Annotated in this window: 18 protein-coding genes; 12 read left to right on the top strand and 6 right to left on the bottom strand. The window is 66.4% G+C overall.

Annotated elements, in window-relative coordinates:
• Nucleotides 1-29 precede the first annotated feature (29 nt).
• On the top strand, nt 30-1601 hold the full coding sequence (gene guaA, locus MWU77_RS21310) for a glutamine-hydrolyzing GMP synthase (RefSeq protein ID WP_169685625.1): 1572 nt from the start codon (nt 30-32) through the stop codon (nt 1599-1601).
• A gap of 87 nt (nt 1602-1688) precedes the next feature.
• On the opposite strand, the gene MWU77_RS21315 is transcribed toward guaA, so the two are convergent.
• Complete coding sequence (locus MWU77_RS21315; RefSeq protein ID WP_169685627.1) at nt 1689-1943, bottom strand: hypothetical protein; 255 nt, start codon at nt 1941-1943, stop codon at nt 1689-1691.
• The gene (locus tag MWU77_RS21320; protein WP_247274701.1) at nt 1936-3351 is read right to left on the bottom strand and encodes a PspC domain-containing protein; all 1416 of its coding nucleotides are present in this window, start codon (nt 3349-3351) and stop codon (nt 1936-1938) included. Before MWU77_RS21320 ends, MWU77_RS21315 begins: the two co-directional genes overlap by 8 nt.
• 97 nt (nt 3352-3448) lie before the next feature.
• On the opposite strand from MWU77_RS21320, the gene MWU77_RS21325 reads away from it, so the two are divergent.
• Together MWU77_RS21325 and MWU77_RS21330 are read left to right on the top strand one after the other, a co-directional pair.
• The gene (locus tag MWU77_RS21325) at nt 3449-4786 is read left to right on the top strand and encodes an ATP-binding protein (RefSeq protein ID WP_169685631.1); all 1338 of its coding nucleotides are present in this window, start codon (nt 3449-3451) and stop codon (nt 4784-4786) included.
• Complete coding sequence (locus MWU77_RS21330) at nt 4783-5469, top strand: response regulator transcription factor (RefSeq protein ID WP_247274702.1); 687 nt, start codon at nt 4783-4785, stop codon at nt 5467-5469. Before MWU77_RS21325 ends, MWU77_RS21330 begins: the two co-directional genes overlap by 4 nt.
• Before the next feature lie 28 nt (nt 5470-5497).
• Here MWU77_RS21330 and MWU77_RS21335 read toward each other — a convergent pair whose 3' ends face one another.
• Together MWU77_RS21335 and MWU77_RS21340 are read right to left on the bottom strand one after the other, a co-directional pair.
• Nucleotides 5498-5980, bottom strand: a complete 483-nt coding sequence (locus tag MWU77_RS21335; protein ID WP_169685634.1) for a hypothetical protein — start codon at nt 5978-5980, stop codon at nt 5498-5500.
• Between the two features lie 67 nt (nt 5981-6047).
• Nucleotides 6048-7244: a serine/threonine-protein kinase gene (locus MWU77_RS21340; RefSeq protein ID WP_247274703.1), complete on the bottom strand. Its 1197-nt coding sequence runs from the start codon at nt 7242-7244 to the stop codon at nt 6048-6050.
• A 200-nt stretch (nt 7245-7444) separates the two neighbouring features.
• Between MWU77_RS21340 and MWU77_RS21345 the strand changes: the two genes are divergently transcribed.
• Genes MWU77_RS21345 through MWU77_RS21365 form a run of 5 tightly spaced genes read left to right on the top strand, consistent with a single transcriptional unit; the run spans nt 7445 to nt 12116 of the window.
• Nucleotides 7445-8251: a hypothetical protein gene (locus MWU77_RS21345; RefSeq protein WP_247274730.1), complete on the top strand. Its 807-nt coding sequence runs from the start codon at nt 7445-7447 to the stop codon at nt 8249-8251.
• On the top strand, nt 8248-9840 hold the full coding sequence (locus tag MWU77_RS21350; protein WP_247274704.1) for a DNA polymerase Y family protein: 1593 nt from the start codon (nt 8248-8250) through the stop codon (nt 9838-9840). Before MWU77_RS21345 ends, MWU77_RS21350 begins: the two co-directional genes overlap by 4 nt.
• Before the next feature lie 27 nt (nt 9841-9867).
• Nucleotides 9868-10629, top strand: a complete 762-nt coding sequence (locus tag MWU77_RS21355) for an alpha/beta fold hydrolase (RefSeq protein ID WP_169685636.1) — start codon at nt 9868-9870, stop codon at nt 10627-10629.
• A 29-nt stretch (nt 10630-10658) separates the two neighbouring features.
• The gene (locus MWU77_RS21360) at nt 10659-11186 is read left to right on the top strand and encodes a hypothetical protein (RefSeq protein ID WP_169685638.1); all 528 of its coding nucleotides are present in this window, start codon (nt 10659-10661) and stop codon (nt 11184-11186) included.
• Between the two features lie 51 nt (nt 11187-11237).
• Entirely contained in the window at nt 11238-12116 is an 879-nt protein-coding gene (locus MWU77_RS21365; RefSeq protein WP_247274705.1) for a sucrase ferredoxin, read from the top strand.
• Between the two features lie 22 nt (nt 12117-12138).
• Here MWU77_RS21365 and MWU77_RS21370 read toward each other — a convergent pair whose 3' ends face one another.
• Nucleotides 12139-14262, bottom strand: coding sequence for an MMPL family transporter (locus tag MWU77_RS21370; RefSeq protein ID WP_169685640.1), 2124 nt, complete (start codon nt 14260-14262; stop codon nt 12139-12141).
• Between the two features lie 266 nt (nt 14263-14528).
• Nucleotides 14529-16109 (bottom strand): multicopper oxidase family protein, encoded by a 1581-nt coding sequence (locus MWU77_RS21375; RefSeq protein ID WP_247274706.1) that lies wholly within the window; start codon nt 16107-16109, stop codon nt 14529-14531.
• A gap of 176 nt (nt 16110-16285) precedes the next feature.
• Here MWU77_RS21375 and MWU77_RS21380 point away from each other — a divergent pair, with 176 nt between their 5' ends.
• From MWU77_RS21380 to MWU77_RS21395, 4 genes are all read left to right on the top strand, one after another.
• Complete coding sequence (locus MWU77_RS21380) at nt 16286-16789, top strand: nuclear transport factor 2 family protein (RefSeq protein WP_169685644.1); 504 nt, start codon at nt 16286-16288, stop codon at nt 16787-16789.
• 3 nt (nt 16790-16792) lie between these two features.
• Nucleotides 16793-17590 carry an SDR family NAD(P)-dependent oxidoreductase gene (locus MWU77_RS21385; RefSeq protein WP_169685647.1) on the top strand — a complete coding sequence of 266 codons (798 nt, stop codon included), beginning with the start codon at nt 16793-16795 and terminating at the stop codon, nt 17588-17590.
• Nucleotides 17591-17658: 68 nt separating this feature from the next.
• Nucleotides 17659-18567: a D-isomer specific 2-hydroxyacid dehydrogenase family protein gene (locus MWU77_RS21390; protein ID WP_169685649.1), complete on the top strand. Its 909-nt coding sequence runs from the start codon at nt 17659-17661 to the stop codon at nt 18565-18567.
• 122 nt (nt 18568-18689) lie between these two features.
• Nucleotides 18690-21941 (top strand): error-prone DNA polymerase, encoded by a 3252-nt coding sequence (locus MWU77_RS21395; protein WP_247274707.1) that lies wholly within the window; start codon nt 18690-18692, stop codon nt 21939-21941.

Below are 21941 nucleotides of genomic sequence, written 5' to 3' on the forward strand. Positions count from 1 at the left end.
GTCCGGGCGCGGCCGCTTAGACTGTTCGGGTGTCGCAAACCCAGCAGTCCCGACCCGTACTCGTCGTCGACTTCGGAGCCCAGTACGCACAGCTGATCGCACGACGTGTGCGCGAGGCCAATGTCTATTCGGAAGTTGTCCCGCACACCACGAGCGTCGAGGAGATCGCGGCCAAGGAACCCCTTGCGGTGATCCTGTCCGGCGGTCCTTCCAGCGTGTACGAGGATGGTGCTCCGCAACTCGACCCGAAACTGTTCGGCCTGGACATTCCGGTGTTCGGCATCTGCTACGGCTTCCAGGCCATGGCGAATGCGCTGGGCGGCACTGTCGCGCACACCGGAGCCCGTGAGTACGGCCGCACCGACCTGTCCGTGTCCGGCGGTGTGTTGCACGACGGTCTGCCCGCGACGCAACCCGTGTGGATGAGCCACGGTGACGGCGTGACCGTCGCACCCGAGGGATTCGAGGTGACCGCCACGAGTGCAGGCGCACCCGTCGCCGCATTCGAAGACCGTGCGCGTCGCCTCGCCGGCGTCCAGTACCACCCCGAAGTGCTGCATTCACCGCACGGCCAGCAGGTTCTGAGCCGGTTCCTGCACGAGATCGCGGGCATTCCCGGCGAGTGGACCGCCGCCAATATCGCCGATGCACTCGTCGAGCAGGTCCGGGAGCAGGTCGGTGACGGACGCGCGATCTGCGGGCTCTCCGGTGGTGTCGATTCCGCAGTGGCTGCGGCTCTCGTGCAGCGCGCTATCGGTGACCGATTGACCTGTGTGTTCGTCGACCACGGTCTGATGCGCGAGGGGGAACGGCAGCAGGTCGAGCGCGACTTCGTCGCAGCGACAGGGGCTCGGCTCATCACCGTCGACGCGTCCGAAACGTTCCTGAGTGAACTGTCCGGCGTCACCGATCCCGAGACGAAGCGCAAGATCATCGGTCGCGAGTTCATCCGCAGCTTCGAAGGCGCAGTGTCGGAGGTCCTCGGCGAAGGCGCATCGAAGGGCGAGAAGGTCGAGTTCCTCGTACAGGGCACCTTGTACCCCGACGTCGTCGAATCCGGCGGAGGATCCGGAACCGCGAACATCAAGAGCCATCACAATGTCGGCGGGCTCCCCGAAGACCTGCAGTTCGAACTCGTCGAACCGCTTCGTCTGCTGTTCAAGGACGAGGTGCGCGCGGTCGGTCGTCAACTCGGTCTGCCCGAGGAGATCGTGGGCCGTCAGCCGTTCCCGGGCCCCGGCCTCGGCATCCGCATCATCGGTGAGGTCACCCGCGAGCGTCTCGAGATCTTGCGCCATGCCGATTCGATCGCCCGCGAGGAACTGACGTCCGCCGGTCTGGACGGTCAGATCTGGCAGTGCCCGGTGGTGCTGCTCGCCGACGTGCGCAGCGTCGGTGTGCAGGGCGACGGACGCACCTACGGTCACCCGATCGTGCTGCGTCCGGTCTCCAGCGAGGACGCGATGACCGCGGACTGGACGCGCCTGCCCTACGAGACCCTCGAGCGGATTTCCACGCGGATCACCAACGAGGTGGCCGACGTCAACCGCGTGGTCCTCGACGTGACGAGCAAGCCGCCGGGAACCATCGAGTGGGAGTGACGACACCGTCGGTGTCGTGAGATATGCCTGTGCCCCGGACCGTCACGGTCCGGGGCACAGGCATCGTCGTCCCTAGTGGTGGTGTTCCTAGTGGTGGTTCTTCCGGCGACCCGGAATCAGCACGAGGATCGCGCCGATGACGATCGCAGCACCGACGAGAATCCATCCGGTGTCGAACGTGCCGAGGAAGTCGAGGGAGAAGGGACCGATGAGGGCCCACCCGCTGACCACCAGTGCTGCGATCGCAGAGAGCAGAAGCAGGATCGAAGGCCCGCGTCGTGACTTGCCGGTTGCGCCGGCGTCGTCGGTTCCAGTGTCGAATGTGGTGTCGAAATCAGCCACGACGCACCTCCGTGTTTCCCATGACTGTGTCGATGTCGATGGACAGGACCGGTCCTCCGGGACCGTCGTCTCCACCGTCGAACCCCTGCATAGTGCACGGGGACGCGGCGGTCGAGCTGCACGTGATGTCGACGTCGAGGTTCGGGGGCAAGAAGATCTGCGAGTCGCCGAGCCGGGTGTCGATCGAGATCGCGTGGTCCTGCGTCAGATCGAGATTCGTCAGATCGAGCTGTAGGTCTCCGAGCTGCACGGAGTACTCCGAGTTCAACTCTGCGGCCGTACGCGCCTCGAATCGTTGCTCACCCGACGACTGGATGTCGAGCGGCCCGACCAATGATCCGAGGATGACGAACCCCATCAGAGGCCCGGTCACCACCAGGAGACCGTATCCGCGGTGCAGGAACGCACCGAGCAGGAGACCCAGACCGATCACCGCCAGAGCGATCGCCGCGATCCGTGCCGGGGTCAGCCATTGGAGATCGGTGGAGACTGCGACCGTCCCGGCAGCTGCCGCTGCCAATACCGCGAACCCGAGGATTGTCGTGGTCAGACGCGATCGCGGCTTCTTCTCGACGGGGACAGGTGAGTGCGTCGGTGCCGGTTCGGGGAGATCCCACGCAAACGGCGCGACACCGAGCGGATCCCAGGCGGGTGGTGTGGCACTGCCGGTACCGGGTGACCGGTCCTGCACCTGTGCGGTGTGGTTCGAGTCGGGCGCGTCCTTCGACAACGAGACGGTGCTGTCGCTCCCCGGCGCACCGTTGTCCGGGTCGTTGTTGCCCGGGCCGTCGGTCGCACCACCGGTGGCGTCACGCTGCTTGGCCGGGGATTCGGGCGCGAACGGTGACCGGGACGGCTGGGTGAACGCCGGGTCGGTGAACGGTGTCTGGGCGAACGGCGTCTGGAACGGTTGACCGAACGGCGGCGCCGGGAACATGTTGCGGTGGGACGAGAACCCGTTGGCCGGCGGCGGGAGGGTAGGAGGTGCGGGCCGACGTTGATAGAGCAACCACCAGCCGCCGAGCATCAGCACCATGCTGATGAAGCCGGAACCGCCGGAGCCGACACCGACCGGGCCGACCGCGCTTGCGGCGATCGCGAGTGCGACGAGAAGGACGACCACCTTGCTGCTCGAGTCGGAGCTGTGTCCGCGACCGACGAGCGATTCGATCGCCGATACCTGGTCGCCGTGCCGGGTGAACAGTACCCATGCCGCCAGGTACAGCACGATGCCTGCACCGCCGAAGAGCGCTGACACGACGAACGCAATCCGCACCAGCACGGGGTCGATGCCGTACCGCACACCGATACCTGCGCACACACCGGCGACGTGTCCCTGCTCGGGCAACCGCACAGGGCGGGTGCGCCACATATCTGTGAGTTGTTCTGGGAAGGTTCGCGTGGTCATGGCATCCATCCTGTCGGTCCGGGTCGTTCCGCACATCAGGGGCGAACCCTGATTTCGTGACCGCTGGAGGAGGCTTCGACCTCAGGGTCGTTCCCCGATGCCCCGGGGCGCGACATCGTGTCAGTATCGACTAGTGGACCTTGTATCCGGATTACCCGTGCCTGTCGATCGCCTCCAACGGAGGGTCGGCGGTCGAGTCGTCGGTGGGGTCGCAGGCGGCCTCGCCGATCATCTCGATATCGACGTCACCAAGGTACGTGTCGCATTCACGGTGCTCGCCGCGCTCGGAGGACTGGGCATCGTCGCCTACGGACTGCTGTGGATGTTCGTCCCGCCCGGAGCCGACACGGATCGGCCGTCGGGAACGGAACGCCGTCGCGCTGTGGGACTCGCAGTCATGGGCATTGCGCTCGCCATCGGGTTGTCGTGGTTGTTCAGCGGAGGTGCGGCCTCGGCGATCGCGCCGGTCGTCGTCGTGTCGGTGGGCGCGGCCCTCGTCTGGCGGGAGTTCGACGCCGAAGGCCCCCGCTCGGTGTTCGGTCTGCCTGCAAAACCGACAGTGCTCGCGTGGGCGCGCGTCCTCGGAGGCCTCACCCTCGTGGTCACCGGCCTCGGTGTCGTCGTCCTCGCTCAGGTGGACGTCGAGGCACTGCGATCGTCGCTGCTCGCTGTCATCGTCACGTTGGTCGGGGCCGCCCTGCTGTCCGTGCCGTTGTGGATTCGCATGTGGAGAGCCCTCGAGACCGAGCGCGCGGCACGGGTCCGCACCGAGGAGCGCGACGAGATCGCCTCGCACCTGCACGATTCCGTGTTGCAGACGTTGGCGCTGATCCAGAAACAGGCGGACAGTCCGCAGGAGGTCGTGCGACTCGCGCGCAGCCAGGAACGTGAGTTGCGGCGCTGGCTCTTCGGCGGCGACGAAACTCCTCGCACGTCCCTGGCCGAAGCGCTGCGCACCATCGCCGGGGAAGTGGAGGACCAGCGCGGTGTGTCCGTGGCTCCCGTGATCGTCGGCGACGTGGCGCCCGATGACGAGGACGTATCAGCGGAGGCATTCACGGCGGTGCTCGGTGCCACCCGGGAAGCCCTTGTCAACGCAGCGAAGCACGCGCAAGTGGACAACATCGACCTGTTCGCAGAGGTCGAACCCCACGAGATCAGTGTGTTCGTCCGCGATCGGGGTGTCGGTTTCGACCCGGACACTGTGCCGGAAGACCGGCATGGCCTCGCGCGGTCGATCACCGCGCGGATCGAACGACGCGGTGGACGCACCGTGGTCAAGACCGCGCTCGGGAAGGGCACGGAGGTCCGCATTCACATGCCTCGATCCGGTGGGGGACACGCCCCGGAGACGACCCCGCAGACGGCAGGTACGGAGGAGGCGACCTTAGAGTGGGAGGCGACCCAGCCCCACCACGAGGAGCAGCCCCAGTGAGTTCGACTTCGGCGACACCGTCCGAGATCTCCGAATCGACCCGGCGTTTCCGGGTTTTTCTCGTCGACGACCACGCGGTGTTCAGGTCCGGCGTCCGAGCCGAACTGGGACGCGAACAGGACATGGAGATCGTCGGTGAGGCCGGCGGTGTTGCGGAGGCTGTCGCAGGGATCGGCGCCGCGAAACCCGATGTGGTGCTGCTCGACGTGCACATGCCCGACGGTGGCGGTGTCGCAGTGCTCAGCCGTATCGATCCGGGGTCGGTGTGCCTGGCATTGAGCGTGTCCGATGCCGCCGAGGACGTCATCGCGGTGATCAGGGCGGGAGCACGCGGCTACGTCACCAAGACGATCTCCGGCCCGGATCTCGCCGACGCGGTACGGCGGGTGGCGGGGGGAGATGCGGTCTTCAGCCCACGCTTGGCCGGGTTCGTGCTGGATTCGTTCACCGGCAGGTCGACTGCGCCGGAGCCCCCGCTCGATCCCGAACTCGATTCACTGACTCCGCGCGAACTCGAGGTGCTGCGACTGCTCGCCCGCGGATACACCTACCGTGAGATTGCCGAGGAACTCGTGATCTCGGTGAAGACCGTCGAGACGCACGCGTCGAATGTGCTGCGCAAGACCCAGCAGTCCAACCGCAATGCGCTTACCCGGTGGGCGCATCGGCGGCGTATCGACTGATACGGGGACGGGGTGTCGGTGAAGCCCGTCAATGTGTGACGAGGCGTTCGGTGCTCCTCTCCGAGAGGGCTCGTGTCACGTTGTCGATGCCGGATCGGACGGTGGCGCCGTACCCGTCGTCGGCGAGGGCGTCGAGGTAGATCCGTGCCGCGGTGAGGTGCTCGGTTGCGGCATCGAAATTGCCCAGGCGGCGGTGATCGTCGGCAAGGTTGAGATGCAGCGACGGGTAGAACCCGCGGATCTGCAGCGATGCGTGCTCCTGCTGCACTCGGGTGTCGTCGAGAGAATCGGCAGCCTCGAGTGCCCGGGCATCCCACGTGAGGGAAATTGCTGCATCGTCGTAGAGATCGGCAAGGAAGTGCGCGAGAGTGCAGCGGTGCAGCGCGTCGCCGTCGGGTCCGATTTCGTCCCACAGAGTTTCGAGACGGGCACGCGCGGCGACGGTGTCGCCGGAGCGGCCTGTGGTGACGGCTTCGGTGATGGCGGCCATGGTCGGATCAGGTGTGGTCATCGGTCTCCTCGTGTTGGTTTCGCCGGGCTGACGAACAGTGGCACACGGCACCGACACGCTGCAGGGATCAGGCCACGAGGAACGCGATGACGAGCGCGATGACGAGCGCGATGAGGATGATCGCACCCATCACCGCCATCGCCATGGGCGCATACGCGAGGACCTTCTCCTGCGTCGATTCCGGGAGATCGCCCTTGGGAACCAGACGGTCGAGTACGGAGGCCGGCCACGAGGACGGCGAGCCGGTGCTTCCGGCCCTCGGTGTCGTGGGCATGGTCAAAGGCTGATCCATGAACGAACTTCGGGGGCGTGTCTGGTCGTCGGCCGGAGTCGAACGTTGGGCCCAGGACGGAACGGTGCCGTCCTGGGACACGATGGGCCTGCCGCGGAGCACGGCCGGGTTTCCGCCTGGGCCGAGCACCACTTCGGTGAGGCGATTGCGTGCCTCGATCATCGTCGGCCTGCGTGCCGGGTCGGGTTCGAGCATGGCGAGCAGGGTGTCGGTGAGGAGCCCGGTTCTGGTCGGAGGGATGATCTCGGCACGGGCGACGCGGTGCAGGAGCGCGATCGAGTCCGCTTCGTAGCCGAACGGTGGCTGCCCCTCGATTGCGGTGTAGAGGGTGGCGCCGAGGGAGAACACGTCGCTCGCCTCGGTGGGATCGCTTCCCCGGGCGACCTCGGGTGCGAAATAGGCGGGGGTACCGATGATCACACTGGACGGATCGTTGTCGCCCTTGGCGCGGGCGATGCCGAAGTCGCTGATCTTCACGACGCCTGCGTCGTTGCCGCGTTCGGCGATGAGGATATTGCCCGGCTTGACATCGCGATGCACGATGCCTGCCTCGTGAGCGGCTGCGAGAGCGTCGGCGACATCGGCACCGATCTGCGCGACCACGTACGGCGGCAAGGTGTCGATCGCGTTCATGACTTGCGCGAGGCTGCGGGACGGCAGGTGCTCCATGACCAACCACGGTTCGCCGTAGTGGAGTGCGACGTCGTACATGGAGATCGCGTGCTCATGGGTGAGCTGGGCGGCGACCCGGCCCTCGCGGAGGGCGAGTCTGCGGATCTCCTCGGCGGCGGCAGGGTCGAGATCTGCGGTGGAGATCACCTGCTTGACGGCCACGTTCCGCCCGAGTCGATTGTCGCGGGCGAGCCATACGGCGCCCATGCCTCCGCCACCGAGTTTGGAATCGAGTCGATATCGCCCGGCCACCAGGTGATCCGGACCGACGACCCTTCCCTCTCGTTCCCGTTCTGCCACCTCACGAGGGTAATCGATCCCGGCGGATACCTCGGCGGCTCGACGGATTGCGGTGGGGGCGATCACTTGACGGCAGGTACCGGCATCGGGTCTACTGGACAAGTTCGAAAATACGTTCGAATTCAATTCGGGCTGGGCCACGTCTTCCCCGTGGTCGGCAGGTCGTGAACGAATACGGCTGGCGGATGACAGGGGTGCATGTGGGTGAAGTGGCCGAATTTCCGGTCGATGAAGAAACAGTCGGCGACGGTGGAGGGCCGAGTAGAGCGGAGCGGATCGAAGCGCTGAGGCGCCGGATCTCCGCAGTTCCGGCGAAAGGAGAGACCTCCGCGCCTGCTCCGGTGCACAGTCCGGTCGAACGGGTACTACCGGTGCCCGAACCTCTCACCGAACTGCTCCCGCATGGAGGATTGGTTCGCGGCACCGTGGTGTCCGTATCGGGGTCGGCATCGTTGCTGCTGGGCATGGTGGCGGCGGTGACCGCGGCGGGTGGGCACGCAGCCGTTATCGGTCAGCGGCGACTCGGATTGCTCGCGGCGGCGGAAATGGGGGCCCGGCTGAGCCGGGTGGCGATGATCCCCGACCCGGGCCCCGACCCGGTGGAGGTTGCGGCCGTGCTGCTCGATGGGCTGGACCTGGTGGTGCTCGGTTTGGGAGGAAGGTCGATTCCGCCGTCGCGAAGCCGCGTCGTCGCGGCTCGTGTGCGGAGCAAAGGTGCGGTCCTGGTGGTCACCGACGGGCGTTGGGACGGCGCGCAGGTGCGCCTCGAGGCGCAGGTGAGTGGTTACGAAGGGCTGACAGGACCGGGACGGGCGCGGTTGTGCGGTATCGGGCTGTCGGTGCGGGCCTCGGGGCGTGCCGCCGGTCCCCGAACTGCGCGTATCGATGTCTGTGCCGAGCCCGATGGTGTGCGATGGGTATCCGGTGAGCGGCGGCGAGCAGATGCTGTGTCGACCGTTACTGCGTCGACCGTCGATTCTGTTCCGAACCTCGTGGTGGCCCAGTGATCAGGGATGGTCCGGCGACCGGAGGTGGCCGGTCGACGTCGCGTGTCGTGGCGGTGTGGTGCCCGGACTGGCCCGCGGTGGCTGCGGCTGCGGCGGCAGGCATTCCTGCCACCGCGCCGATTGCCGTGGTGTCCGGGAATCGGGTGGTCGCATGTTCGGCGTCGGCCCGAGCGGCCGGTGTCGTCCGTGGCTCGGTGCGTCGTGAAGCTCAAGGAAGATGCCCTGAACTTCATGTGGCACAAAATGATCCGGGCCGGGATGCTCGGCTCTTCGAGCCGGTGGTCGCGGCGATCGATGCGGCCGCTCCCGGTGTCGAGGTGCTGCGCCCGGGCCTCGTTGCACTCGCGGCGCGCGGCGTCGTGCGATGGTTCGGATCGGAGGAGGCCGCCGCAGAACGTCTCGTCGACGAGGTCGCTTCCGTGGGAGTGGAATGCCAGGTCGGTATTGCCGACGAACTGTCCACCGCAGTGCTCGCTGCCCGTAGGGCTGCATTGGTGTCGAGCGGCGACGGCCCTGCGTTCCTTGCTCCGCTGCCGATTTCTCAGTTGGCAGTGGAGCCGGCGCTGGCTGCGCCGGAGCGTGCCGACCTGGTCGATCTGCTACGTCGGCTGGGGGTGCGCACGATCGGGGCGTTTGCGGCGCTGCCGGTATCCGATGTGGCGTCGAGGTTCGGCGCTGACGCGGTGGTGGCGCACCGGTGTGCACGTGGACTACCCGAGCGTCCGCCGTCGGGGCGTGCGGTGCCTCCCGATCTCACGGTGGAGCACGTGTGCGATCCCCCGATCGAGCGGGTGGACACCGCGGCGTTCCTCGGTCGGACGCTCGCCGAACTGTTGCACACCCGACTTGCTGCGGCCGGTGTGGCGTGCACGCGGCTCCTCGTGTCGGCCCACGCCGGCAGCGGTGAAGAACTGGCGCGGACGTGGCGCTGCGCCGGGCCGTTGACCCCCGAAGGGACCGCAGACCGGGTGCGCTGGCAACTCGACGGTTGGCTTACCGGACGCAGCGCCGATCGCGCCACCACCGGGATCACCATGTTGCGTCTCGAGCCCGTGGAAGTGGTGGATTCCGGCACTTTGCAGTTGGGTCTGTGGGGCGGTATCGGCGAGGAGGACGAACGGGCACGGAGGGCACTGGTCCGAGTGCAGGGCCTGCTCGGCGGTGATGCGGTCCGGGTGGGGGTGCTCAGCGGTGGACGCGGACCCGTTGAGCGAATCACTCTCGTCCCGGTGGGGGAAGAGGCAGTGCCCTCGTCGGATCCGGACGCGCCCTGGCCCGGACGGTTACCACCCCCGGCCCCGGCCATGGTGATGCACGTGCCGCCGCCGATCGCGTTGGTCGACGACGTGGGTGAGGGGGTGACGATCACCGAACGGGGTCTGCTCAGTGGTCGGCCGACGCAGTTGCGATGGGGAAGTCGCAGCTGGCAGGTGACCGGATGGGCGGGACCCTGGCCGGTGGACGAATACTGGTGGGATCCCGAGACCGCCCGCGACATCGCGCGACTGCAGGTGCAGCTCGATGGAGGCCGGGCCCTGCTGATCGTCCACGGAGCAGACGGGTGGAGTGTGGAGGGTGTCTACGACTGAGCGGGCAGGCTGATTAGGCTGACAACCGTGGCTACCTCCGTCCTCACCGCGACGCCGAACGATGTCGCGATCGCCTACCGGGATTCGGCGCCTCGCAGAACAGCTGAGGGGGTGCCGGTCGTGCTGGTGCACGGCATGGGCGGCGACGCGCGCACCTGGGACAGGTTCACCCGGCGGCTCACCGCCGCCGGGCGCCGGGTGGTCGCTGTGGACCTGCGCGGACACGGCCGCAGCGCTCGCGCGACGTCGTACCGGTTCTCGGAGTTCGCCGCCGATATCGCAGGCCTGTGCGAGCACCTGGGTTTCGACACCGTGGATCTGGTGGGGCATTCCCTCGGTGGGCACGCCGGTTCGCTGGTGGCGCAGCAGCAGCCCGGGTTGGTGCGACGGCTCGTCCTGGAGGAGGCGCCGCTACCGTTGCGCGCGAGCGATCCCGTTCCCGAGGTTCCTGCGCACCGCCCGACGCCCACCGAACTGTGGCATGCCGCCACCAGCATGGTGCTCAATCCGCGCGCAGTGTTCTCGTTCGACCGATCGATGATCGACTCCGTGGTATCTCAGTTCCACACGTCGAATCCGATGTGGTGGGAACAACTTCCGTCGATGAAGTCTCCGACGATGCTGCTGCGCGGTGCGCGCCGTGGAAGCATGGTCGACCCGCGACTGCTCACCGAGGCCCTGGCGCTGATCCCGAACGGTGCGGTGCGGGAGATTCCATGCGGGCACAGCATTCATCGCGATCGATCAGAGGATTTCGTGGCAGCGGTGATGCCTTTCCTCACCGACTGATCTCGCCGGACTTGGCCTACGATCGGGGCATGGCCTTGTCTTCACCCGACCGGAAGCTGATCGCGACCTCCGCTCTGTTCGTCGTTTCGCAGGCGAACATCGCTCGTGTCCTCGGTTCCACCGCGCTCACCGTCGGTACGGTGCAGACGACGTTCTCGGCGTCGAAGTACCGGAAGATACTCGACAATCTCGGACCGGCCGAGCTTTCCCGCTACCGGGAGCACTACTACTGGGACATGTTCCACCCGCTGACCTTCGCGGTGGCGTTGCGCGCCGGTGCGCGCGCACTCGACGACCATCGGCCGTTGTCGCCTGCGGTACGCAGAATCCTGCTCACTGCACCCGTGATCGCTGCGGCGGGCGACTACGCGGAGAACGTGGCAGGCCTGTACCTCCTCGACCACCGCGACAAGATTGCCGACGACTCGGTGCGCCTCGCATCCACGATCAGTGTCACCAAGTGGATGCTCGCCGCCGGTTGTCTCGCTTACCTTTCGCAGGGCTTCCTCAGGATCTGGACACAGGCGGGGCTCAGGCGTCTGCGGCGCACTCGCTGACATGTTGCAGCCCGACTTTCATCGGGTGTGCGGGCGGGACACAATGGCGACGTGACCACCGCTGCCCCCACTTGTTCTGCACTGTCCGCCGTCGACGAACCCTTGCCCGGCACCACTGCGACGGCCCCCGGCTACGTATGCCTGGAGTTCCCGTCGGCGTGGGGTCACGACGTACTCGACGGCACCGCGCTCGGCGCAGAGTTGTCGAGTGAACTCTCGGCCCGCGCTGCGGCGACGGGCGTACGGATCATGTTCATCAGGCGTCCCGGCCGCGATGTTCCGCGACCGGTGAAAACTGTGCTCATCGCTCGAACCGAGCCGGGCGACGCGTGGTGCGAACGACTCGAGGTCACCGACCCGGCGGAGCTGCTCGATATCGTGCCGCGCGTGGTGGCCGGGCCCCCTCCGGGGTTGGGGGAGGCGGTGTCCGGCCCGATCGTGCTCGTCTGCGCGCACGGCAAACGAGACCGGTGCTGTGCGGTGCTCGGCCGCCCCGTCGCGTCGGCGCTGAAGGAAGAATTCTCGGACGCGGTCTGGGAATGTTCGCATACCGGCGGGCACCGGTTCGCTCCGTCGATGATTCTGCTGCCCAGCGGTTACTCGTACGGTCGTCTCGACGCCGAGCAGAGCGTCGAGGTGGTGCGTGCGGCCGTCCGCGGTGAAGCCCTCGCGCTCGGTGCGCGTGGCCGCAGCACGTGGGGAGCAGCAGGTCAGGTTGCCGAACTCGCGGTACGGGGTGCTGTCGGTGACCTGTCGATCGACGCCTTCACCGTCGACGAGACCGGAACCGAACCACTCGTGCGGCACCGTGACGGACGGGAATGGCGGGTCGACGTCGAGGTTCGGGAGCTCTCGGATCGACCCGCGAGTTGCGGTGCCGCGCCCAAGCCTGTGCGCCCCGTGGTCGCCACGAAGCTCACGCAACTGTAGGTAGCTCGGCCGACGAACCTTTTCAGTGCCCGAGCCCGAATTTCTCGTGGACCTTCTTCATCCACTGCGGAGCCCACCAGTTTGCTTCGCCCATCAGTTTGATCAGCGACGGCACCAGCAGCATGCGCACGACGGTCGCATCGATGATCAGGGCGATGATCATGCCGACTCCGAGGAATCGCATGATCGACAATCCCGAGACGGTGAATGCTCCGGTCACCACGATCAGCAGCAGGGCCGCGGACGTGACCACACGTCCGGTGCGTGAGATGCCGTACTCGACGGCCTCGACGGTCGTTGCCCCTGCCGCACGCGCTTCGACCATGCGCGACATCAGGAAGACCTCGTAGTCGGTGGACAGTCCGAACACCACAGCAAGGATCAGCACGACGAATGTCGGCTCCAACTCGTTGGGCACCACATCGATCAGCGATGCGCCGTGCCCGAGCTGGAACACCCACGTGAGCACGCCGAAGGTCGCGGCGAGACTCAGACCTGCCATCAGCACGGCCTTGATCGGCAGTACCACCGATCCGAACGCGAGGAACAGCAGGATCAGGGTCGAGACCACCATGATCAGGACCATCCACGGCAGTGCGTCGGAGACTGCGGTATTTGCGTCGTCGACCAACGCCCGACTGCCGCCGACGAGCAGTTCGGAGCCGTCCGGGACGGGGATCGACCGCAACTCGTCGGTGATCTCACTGGCCCTGTCGGTACCGTCCACGCCTTGTGCGTAGACGGCCTGCACCACGGCGACGTCGTCCTGCTGACCGACGGTGACGACCTGCGAAATCCCCTCGATGCCTGCGACTTCGCGCGACACGGTGCGGAGGGCATCGGCGTCGACGGCCTGCCCGCCGTCGTCGCGCAGGACGAGTGTCGGACCGTTGCCCGTGCTCGGGAACTCGTCGAGGAGCGTCTGGGTCGCCGCGCGCGCGGCGCTGTCCTCGGGCAACGCGGTGTACTCGACCTCGCCGAACTGAGCTTTCAGGACCGGTGTGGCGAGGAACAGCAGTCCCGCGGTGATGACGATCGCGATGAGAGCGGGTCGCTTCATCACCTTGTGTACGACGCTGCCCCAGAACTTGCGTGCACGAGCCTCGCTGCGCGTCGACGCCTCGCGATCCCAGGTCCACGCGTTGATGCGATGCCCGAGGAGCGCCAACACGGCAGGCACCGCCGTCAGGGACAGGACGGCGGCACTGAACACCGAGGCCATCGCTCCGAGACCGAGCGACCGGAGCACGGCCTGTGGGAAGACGAGCATGCCCGCGAATGCGCAGATGAGCAGGGCCGCCGAGAACATCACGGTGCGGCCCGCCGTCAGCATCGTCCGTTTCGTCGCGGCAGCAGGGTCTGATCCGGCGGCGAGTTCCTCGCGGTATCGGCTGACGATGAACAATCCGTAGTCGATCGCAAGCCCCAGGCCGATCAGCGAGGTGATGTTGAGCGCGTACGACGACACTTCGGTGACCGTCGAGAGCAGCCGTAGCGTCGCGAGGGAGGAGAAGATGGCCAACACCCCGACGAAGACGGGGACAGCCGCGGCTACGACACCGCCGAAGATGAGGACGAGCAGGATGAGTGTGATCGGAATCGCGATGGCCTCGGCCTTGACGAGATCTCGCTCGAGAGTGTGGGTGAACTCGATGGAGACGACGGTGTTGCCCGCGAACTGGGACTCGACGCCGGGCACCTCGAGTTCGTCGAGGGCCGATTGGAAGTCGGCCGCCGTCACACCCGAGTTCGTGCCGAGCGTGATGGTGGCCGCCACACTCTGCTGGTCTGTCGAGAGCAAGAGCTGATTCGTCGGTGGTGGTGCCGTCCAGTAGGTCGTGATGGCCTCGGACGGATACTGCTCGTCGAACGCGGCGAGCGTCTGCTCGATGTCGGGCCGGATGTCGTCGATGGTCCTGCCCTCGGGCGCGGTGTACATCGCGATGATGTCGGCAGTCTGCGACCCGAACGTGTCGTAGATGATCTGCTGCGCCTGCATGGCTTCGCTGTCGGCGACGTAGTACCCGGCGCTGGACAACTTGCCGAAGACACCGATGCCCCATGCACCTGCGACGAGAACGACGAGTAGGACGAGGGCGAGCACCCACCGGCTTCTTGCTACGACGATCTCGGCCCAGCGATTCATACATACTCCCGGTCTGCTCGGTGCTGCCGAACGGCAACTGTAATCGCGAGCAGGACGCGGGTGATCGTCGGTGGGCCGGAGAGAGGCGGACCGACGCGCCGGGTGCCTCACGGCACGGGGCGCAACGTGGTTCCAGCCGGACGGTATTCCACGAAGGCAATTCACATTGGCTCCGGGGCGTACCGGCGCGCCGATCCGAATGGGTCAACGCGGTCGCACGAGGATCTATTCCGAGTGAACTGTTGTGCGACGAGGCGCACACTTGCCTACCCCGTGGCGTCCCCTCCACTGTGGCCCGAGTGGTCGCCGTGGGTCGAGTGGATGGGAAGGACACCGACCTCGTCGACCTCATCGGCGCCGACGACCACGAACTGACCCATCATTCCATCGTCCTCGTGCCGGAGCAGATGGCAGTGGTACATGTACGGAACGTTGGGGTCGGTGTGGTCGTCGAATCGCATGAGCAGTCGCACTGTGGCGCCGGGCGGGACGTAGACGGTGTCCTTCCGGCCGATCAGCGTCGGATGGTCGGTAGGCATACCGGTCGCCTCGACGACCTGGAACTGCACGTCGTGGACATGGAAGTTGTGGACCACCCCGCTGATGTTGGTGACTTCCCACAGCTCGGTGGTGCCGGCGACGACGACCTCGTCGATCCGGTTCATGTCCATCTCGCGGTCGTTGATCTCGGTCGAGTTCGTGAGGTCGAAAGTGCGGGTGACGGTCGGTTCGCCGAGATCCTCCAGCGTTGCCAGCCGTGCCGGGACCGCTTCGTTCGATTCGAGAATGTCGGCGGTGCGGAGTTCGAGAACGTCGACGCTGTCGTCGCCTCCCGAGAATCGGGTCTGCCAGAAATCGGCGCGCAGATCGGGTGGGGTGCTGCGGAGCATGTTCCGGGTTCCCGCCGGCGCCTCGACCACGATCTCCGCTCGCTCGCCGGGCGAGAGTTGGAGACTGCGGAGCGCGACGGGTGATTCCAACAGCCCGCCGTCGGTACCGATCAGATCGAACGGTAGACCGGTGTCGAACGAGAAGTTGTAGATTCGTGCGTTCGACGCGTTGAGCAGCCGCAGCCGGACGCGTTCGGTTGTTACATCCAGGAATGCGCCGGGAGTGCCGTTGACGAGGATCTCGTCGCCGAGAACTCCGACATTGGCGAACGTCGCGCCGTCCTCGTCGAGCTGCGTGCCGTCGAATTTCTTGTCCTGCACGATCACCGGGATGTCGTCGACTCCGTACTCATCGGGGAGTCCGGGGCCGCCCTGCTCGTCGAGGAGGAACATGCCCGCGAGACCTCGATACACGTGCGACGCCGTGGAGCCGTGGAGGTGCGGGTGGTACCAGAGGGTCGCGGCAGGTTGGTCGATCGTCCAATGCGGAGACCAGGTGGCCCCGGGTTCGACCGTCTGGTGGGGGCCGCCGTCCATCGCGGCGGGCAGATGCATTCCGTGCCAGTGCAGCGTGCTCGTCTCGCCGACTTCGTTGGTCACGTTCACCCGAACGTTCTCACCGCGCTCGGCACGCAGGGTCGGGCCGAGATAGTCGCCATTCACACCCCAGGTCTGCGTGTCGGGCCCGTGCCCCAGGTCGCTGGTGCCGCGCTGCAGGGTCAGGTCGAACACGCGGGTGCCGTCATCGGTCACCGTGCTGTCGGCGAGTGGAGGAACATTCAGTGGCCGGTCGAATGCCACCTGTCCTGTCGTGTCGATCGAGGCCGTGTTCCAGAAGAAGAGCCCGGCACCCGCCGCGCCGAGAATCAGCACCACGCCGAGGGCGAACAGGGTCGCCACGATCCGCACCAATAGTTTCACGTGCTCGATCGTGGTCGTCCGAGACCGGGAACACATCAGGTTCGGGACCTGATCTTCGACTGGGGGAGAACCCCCGGTCCGCGTCCGCCGCAATTACAGGAGAAGATCTTCTGTAATTGCGTCGGAGTCGCTACCGTGCATGGCAGGGACCGAATCCTTCGGAGGGAGAAGATGATGCGTGCTGGGTTGCGAGGTGGGAGGGTCGACTGTCGATGAGCGATGTCGAGGAACTGCGCGAGATGGTCGCAGCGCTGGCCGCCGAGGTTCGTGTGCTCAGTGACCAGGTCGAGATCATGCAGCTGGTCGCCCAGTACGGACCCGCGGTCGACAGCGGGTCAGGGGAGGCGGCGGCTGCACTCTGGACCGACGACGGCATCTTCGACGCCGTTCCGCAGCGGCGGATGCGCGGGCACGAGGAGATCGTCGGCATGGTTCACGGCGAGGGCCACCAGAGCCTGCTCCGAGACGGATGCGGTCATGTCCTGACCGTGCCGCACATCGTGGTCGACGGTGACCACGCCACCGGCCGTAGCTACGCGCTCAACATCCGCTGGGATGCCGACGCCGACCGATTCTGGGTGGCGCGGGTCTCTGCGAACACCTGGCGTTGGGTGCGGACACCGAAAGGTTGGCGGATCGAGGAACGGATCAACGCCAATCTCGACGGCACCACCGAACACCGAGAGATGCTCACACCATTCACCGAAAGCGACTGAACAATGACGACAGACTTGGTAGACAAATACGGGCACTGGGGCATCGTCGTCGGTGGTTCCGACGGGATCGGTGCCGCGTTCGCTCACGGAATGGCACGCCGGGGCATGAATGTTGTGCTGGTGGCACGACGAACAACCGTGCTGGAGGAATGCGCCACCGAAATCCGAGCGCGGCACGGTGTCGAGGTGCGCACGGTCGCGCTCGACATGAGCGCTGCCGATGCCCCGGAGCGGCTCGAAACCGCAACAGTCGATCTCGAAATCGGGCTGTTCGTCTACAACGCAGGCAGTGACGATCGCAGTACCGCGTTTCTCGACAAGGATCTCGATACCCACCTGTCGCTGGTCCATCGCAATTGCACGAGTGTGCTCGAAACGACCTACAGGTTCGGTGGCCCGATGGTGGCGCGGGGACGCGGTGCCGTCGTCCTTGTGACATCAGGTGCCGCATGGGTCGGGGGCCCCACCCTCGCGACCTACGGCGCAACGAAGGCATTCGATCTCATCCTTGCGGAAAGTCTGTGGGCCGAGTGGCGCAGTAGCGGGGTCGACGTTCTCGGACTCGTGCTCGGCGCGACCGCCACCCCGTCGATGCATCGAGCGCTCGGCACTGCGGGTGAAACGCACCGCGATCTGGCCGATCCCCACGATGTCGCGGAGGAAGCGCTCGAGCACCTGTCCGATGGACCCACGTGGATCTGCGGTACCGACAACCCCACCGGCGGTTCACCGTTCGGAGCTATGGGCCGCCGCGACGCGGTGCTTGCGCTGAGCCGAAGCATGGGAGTGAACGACAAATAGGACGTCCGGAACACCTCCGGTGCGCACTTGTCTCGATGACGGCGCCGCGCGGCGATAGGGTTCCAGGCATGCGAATTCATCTGGGACCCGATCACGACGATCATCTCGCGACCGCGATCGTCGACGGCGGTGCCGCGCTCGCAGAGCTCGACGACGCCGACGCACTGGTGTGGGACGGTGGTCCCGACGATTTCCCGAAGAACCTGCCCGACCATATCCGTTGGGTGCAGCTCACCTACGCCGGTATCGAGCCGTTCTTCCGGGCCGGGCTGATCGACGACCGGCGCATCTGGGCGAATGCCTCGGGTGTGTACGCCGACAACGTCGCCGAGTACGCAGTCGGGGGACTGCTCGTAGGGTTGCGCCAGTTCCACACCTCACTCGGAGCGACGAGCTGGCGGAAAGACGAGATCGATCCGCGGGTTCGGACACTCCACGGATCGACCGTGGCAATCGTGGGAGCCGGCGGGATCGGCCGCGCCATGATCCCGCGGTTGCACGCTTTCGGTGTGGAAGTGGTGGCGGTCAACCGTTCGGGTCGCCCGGTCGACGGAGCGAAGGTGACGCTGCCGTCGAGCCGCACCGCGGAAGTGTGGTCGATGGCCGATCATTTCGTGATTGCGGCTCCGGCAACCGAAGACACCGATCGGCTCGTCGACGCCGCTGTGCTCGAGGCGATGCCTGACACGGCATGGCTCGTCAATGTTGCGCGCGGCAACCTGGTCGATACGGATGCACTCGTCGATGCGATGCGCGCGGAGAAGATTGCAGGGGCGGTGCTCGACGTGACCGAACCCGAGCCCTTGCCCGACGGACACCCGCTGTGGGATCTCGACAATGTCGTGATCACCCCGCACATTGCGAACACCCGAAGCGGTCTGACCGCGGCGTTCGCGCCGACGCTGCGTGAGAACGTGCGCAGGTTCATCGCGGGGGAGGAGTTGCTCGCTCGGGTCGAGCCGAGCGCCGGGTACTGACTCAGCTTTCCTCCTGTCGCACGGGTTTCCGAAGGCTCAGAACCTGAGGGAACCCATGGAACGGGAGGAAGGATGAATCGAACACGTGTACGATAACCGTGCTGGTGTCACGGGAGGCGAAGATGGGATGGAACAACGGTCCGCCGACCTGGTCGGAGATGGAGCGTGTCCTCTCCGGCCGCTCCGCTCCGATGCACCCGGGCGACGGCAACGACGCCCCCGCCTGGTCTCGTACCCGTCCCGGTTACGAGGGGAAGGTGCAGCTGCCCTCCGGTCCCGTCGTGCCGTACGCCGAACTGCACTCGCACTCGGCATACAGCTTCCTCGACGGCGCCTCGACGCCCGAAGAACTCGTCGAAGAGGCTGTTCGTCTCGGCCTGGAGGCCCTCGCGCTCACCGACCACGACGGCCTCTACGGCGTCGTGCGGTTTGCGGAGGCCGCGCGGGAGCTCGACATGCGCACCGTGTTCGGAGCCGAACTCGGCCTCGACGACGCGCACCTGCTGGTCCTCGCGCGGGGCAGCGAAGGGTACAGGCGCCTGTCTCGACAGATCGCCGCCGCGCACCTGGCGGGCGGGGAGAAGAACAAGCCCCGCTACGACTACGACGCACTCACCGACGCCGCCTGCGGACATTGGCAGATTCTCACCGGATGCCGTAGAGGGCATGTGCGGCAGGCTCTCGACGCGGACGGCCCCGACGGCGCGGACCGTGCGCTGCGCGAACTCGTCGACCGATTCGGAACCGAGCGCGTCACCGTCGAACTCACCTGGCATGGTCTGCCCGACGACCACGAACGCAACACCGTCCTCGCGGAACTTGCCGGACGATACGGACTTTCGTGTGTGGCGAGTACCGCTGCGCACTTCTCCGTTCCGCGCCGGCGACGGCTCGCGATGGCCATGGCGGCGATCTCCGACCGGCAGAGCCTCGACGCCGCTGCGGGCAGACTGCCCCCGGTCGGTGGCGGCCACCTGCGATCGGGCGCGGAGATGGCACGTCTGTCCGCGGCGTTTCCCGGTGTTGTACAGGCCGCCGCAGACCTCGGCCGCGAATGCGCCTTCGACCTGAGTCTCATCGCACCGAAACTGCCGCCGTTCGACGTACCCGACGGACACACAGAGCAGTCATGGCTTCGTGAACTCACCTACGGCGGAGCCCTGCGCCGATACGGGCCCCCGGAACACTACCGGGACGCCTACCGGCAGATCGAACACGAACTCGCCATCATCGAGCAGCTGGGTTTCCCGGGATACTTCCTCGTCGTCCACGATATTGTGCAGTTCTGTAAGAGTAACGACATCCTTTGCCAGGGAAGAGGTTCCGCGGCGAATTCTGCCGTGTGCTATGCGATCGGCATCACCAATGTCGATCCCGTCCGCAACGGTCTGCTGTTCGAGAGGTTCCTGTCGCCGGAACGTGACGGCCCACCGGATATCGATCTCGACATCGAATCCGACCGCCGTGAAGAGGCCATCCAGCACGTCTACGAGAAATACGGGCGCACCCATGCCGCGCAGGTGGCCAACGTCATCACCTACCGTGGCAAGTCCGCGGTGCGCGACATGGCGCGGGCGCTCGGCTATGCGCAGGGTCAGCAGGACGCGTGGAGCAAGCAGGTCAGCCGTTGGGGCGGTGTGGGTTCCGGATCTGAGACCGAGAGCGCGACCGATATCCCCGAGCCGGTGCTTCGGCTCGCAGCCCAGATCGAGGGTCTGCCGCGGCACCTCGGCATCCACTCGGGCGGGATGGTGATCTGCGACCGGCCCGTCGCCGACGTCGTCCCCGTCGAATGGGCACGTATGGCCGGTCGCACCGTCCTGCAATGGGACAAGGACGACTGCGCCGCCGTCGGACTGGTCAAATTCGATCTGCTCGGCCTCGGCATGCTCTCTGCGCTGCACTACATGATCGACCTCGTCGCCGAACACGAAGTCATCCACGTCGATCTCGCGCAACTCGATCTGTCGGAGGACGCCGTCTACGAGATGTTGCGCCGCGCGGATTCCGTCGGCGTGTTCCAGGTGGAGTCGCGTGCGCAGATGGCGACACTGCCAAGGTTGAAACCGCGGCACTTCTACGATCTCGTGATCGAGGTGGCGCTGATCCGCCCCGGACCCATCCAGGGCGGATCCGTGCACCCGTACATCCGGCGGCGCAACGGCCTCGAACCCGTCGTCTACGACCATCCGTGCCTCGAGAAAACGCTCGAACGCACTCTCGGGATCCCGCTGTTCCAAGAACAATTGATGCAGATGGCCGTCGATGTCGCCGGTTTCACCGCTGCGGAAGCCGACCAGCTGCGTCGCGCGATGGGGTCGAAGAGATCCCCGGAGAAGATGGAACGTCTGCGCGCGCGGTTCTATCAGGGTATGCGAGAGCTGCACGGACTGACCGGGGAGGTCGCCGATCGAATCTACGAGAAGCTGTACGCCTTCGCGAATTTCGGATTCCCCGAAAGTCATTCGCAGAGCTTCGCTTCGCTGGTGTTCTATTCGTCCTGGTTCAAACTGCATCACCCTGCGGCATTCTGCGCGGGCCTGCTCCGAGCGCAGCCGATGGGTTTCTACTCGCCGCAATCGTTGGTAGCCGACGCCCGGCGACACGGTGTCGTGGTGCACGGACCGGACGTCAACGCGAGTCTCGCCCACGCCACCGTCGAGAATCGAGGCCGGGAAGTGCGCCTCGGGCTGGGGGAGGTGCGACACATCGGCGATGATCTCGCCGCACGCATCATCGAGGAGCGACAGGCACACGGCCGGTACCTTTCCCTGCTCGACCTGACCGCCCGCGTCGAACTCTCCACGGCCGCGGCCGAAGCCCTCGCGACGGCCGGTGCATTGTCGAGTTTCGGCGTCACCAGGCGAGAAGCGCTGTGGGCGGCCGGTCCGGCATCGACGCAACGTGCGGGCCGGCTACCGGGCATCGGCGCGTCCGCCCCGGCCCCCACTCTGCCCGGCATGAGCGATGTCGAGCTCGCCGCGGCCGACGTGTGGGCCACCGGCGTCTCACCGGACAGCTATCCGACGCAGTTCCTGCGCGACCGGCTCGACGCGCTGGGGGTGATCCCCGCGTCGCGCTTGCTGCAGATCCCGGACGGGACTCGGGTGCTCGTCGGTGGTGCGGTCACCCATCGTCAGCGTCCGGCGACCGCAGCCGGTGTCACCTTTCTCAACCTCGAGGACGAGACCGGCATGGTGAATGTGGTGTGCTCGGTGGGGTTGTGGGCGAGATACCGGACCCTCGCGCACACCGCCCCCGCACTGCTGGTGCGCGGACGAGTCCAGAACGCGGACGGTGTCGTGACGGTGCTGGCCGACCGACTGCAGCGGATGGATCTACGGACACCGGTGAAATCCCGCGACTTTCGATAG

The sequence above is a fragment of the Rhodococcus sp. F64268 genome, assembly GCF_023015605.1.
In the GTDB taxonomy this organism is placed as follows: Bacteria; Actinomycetota; Actinomycetes; order Mycobacteriales; family Mycobacteriaceae; genus Rhodococcus.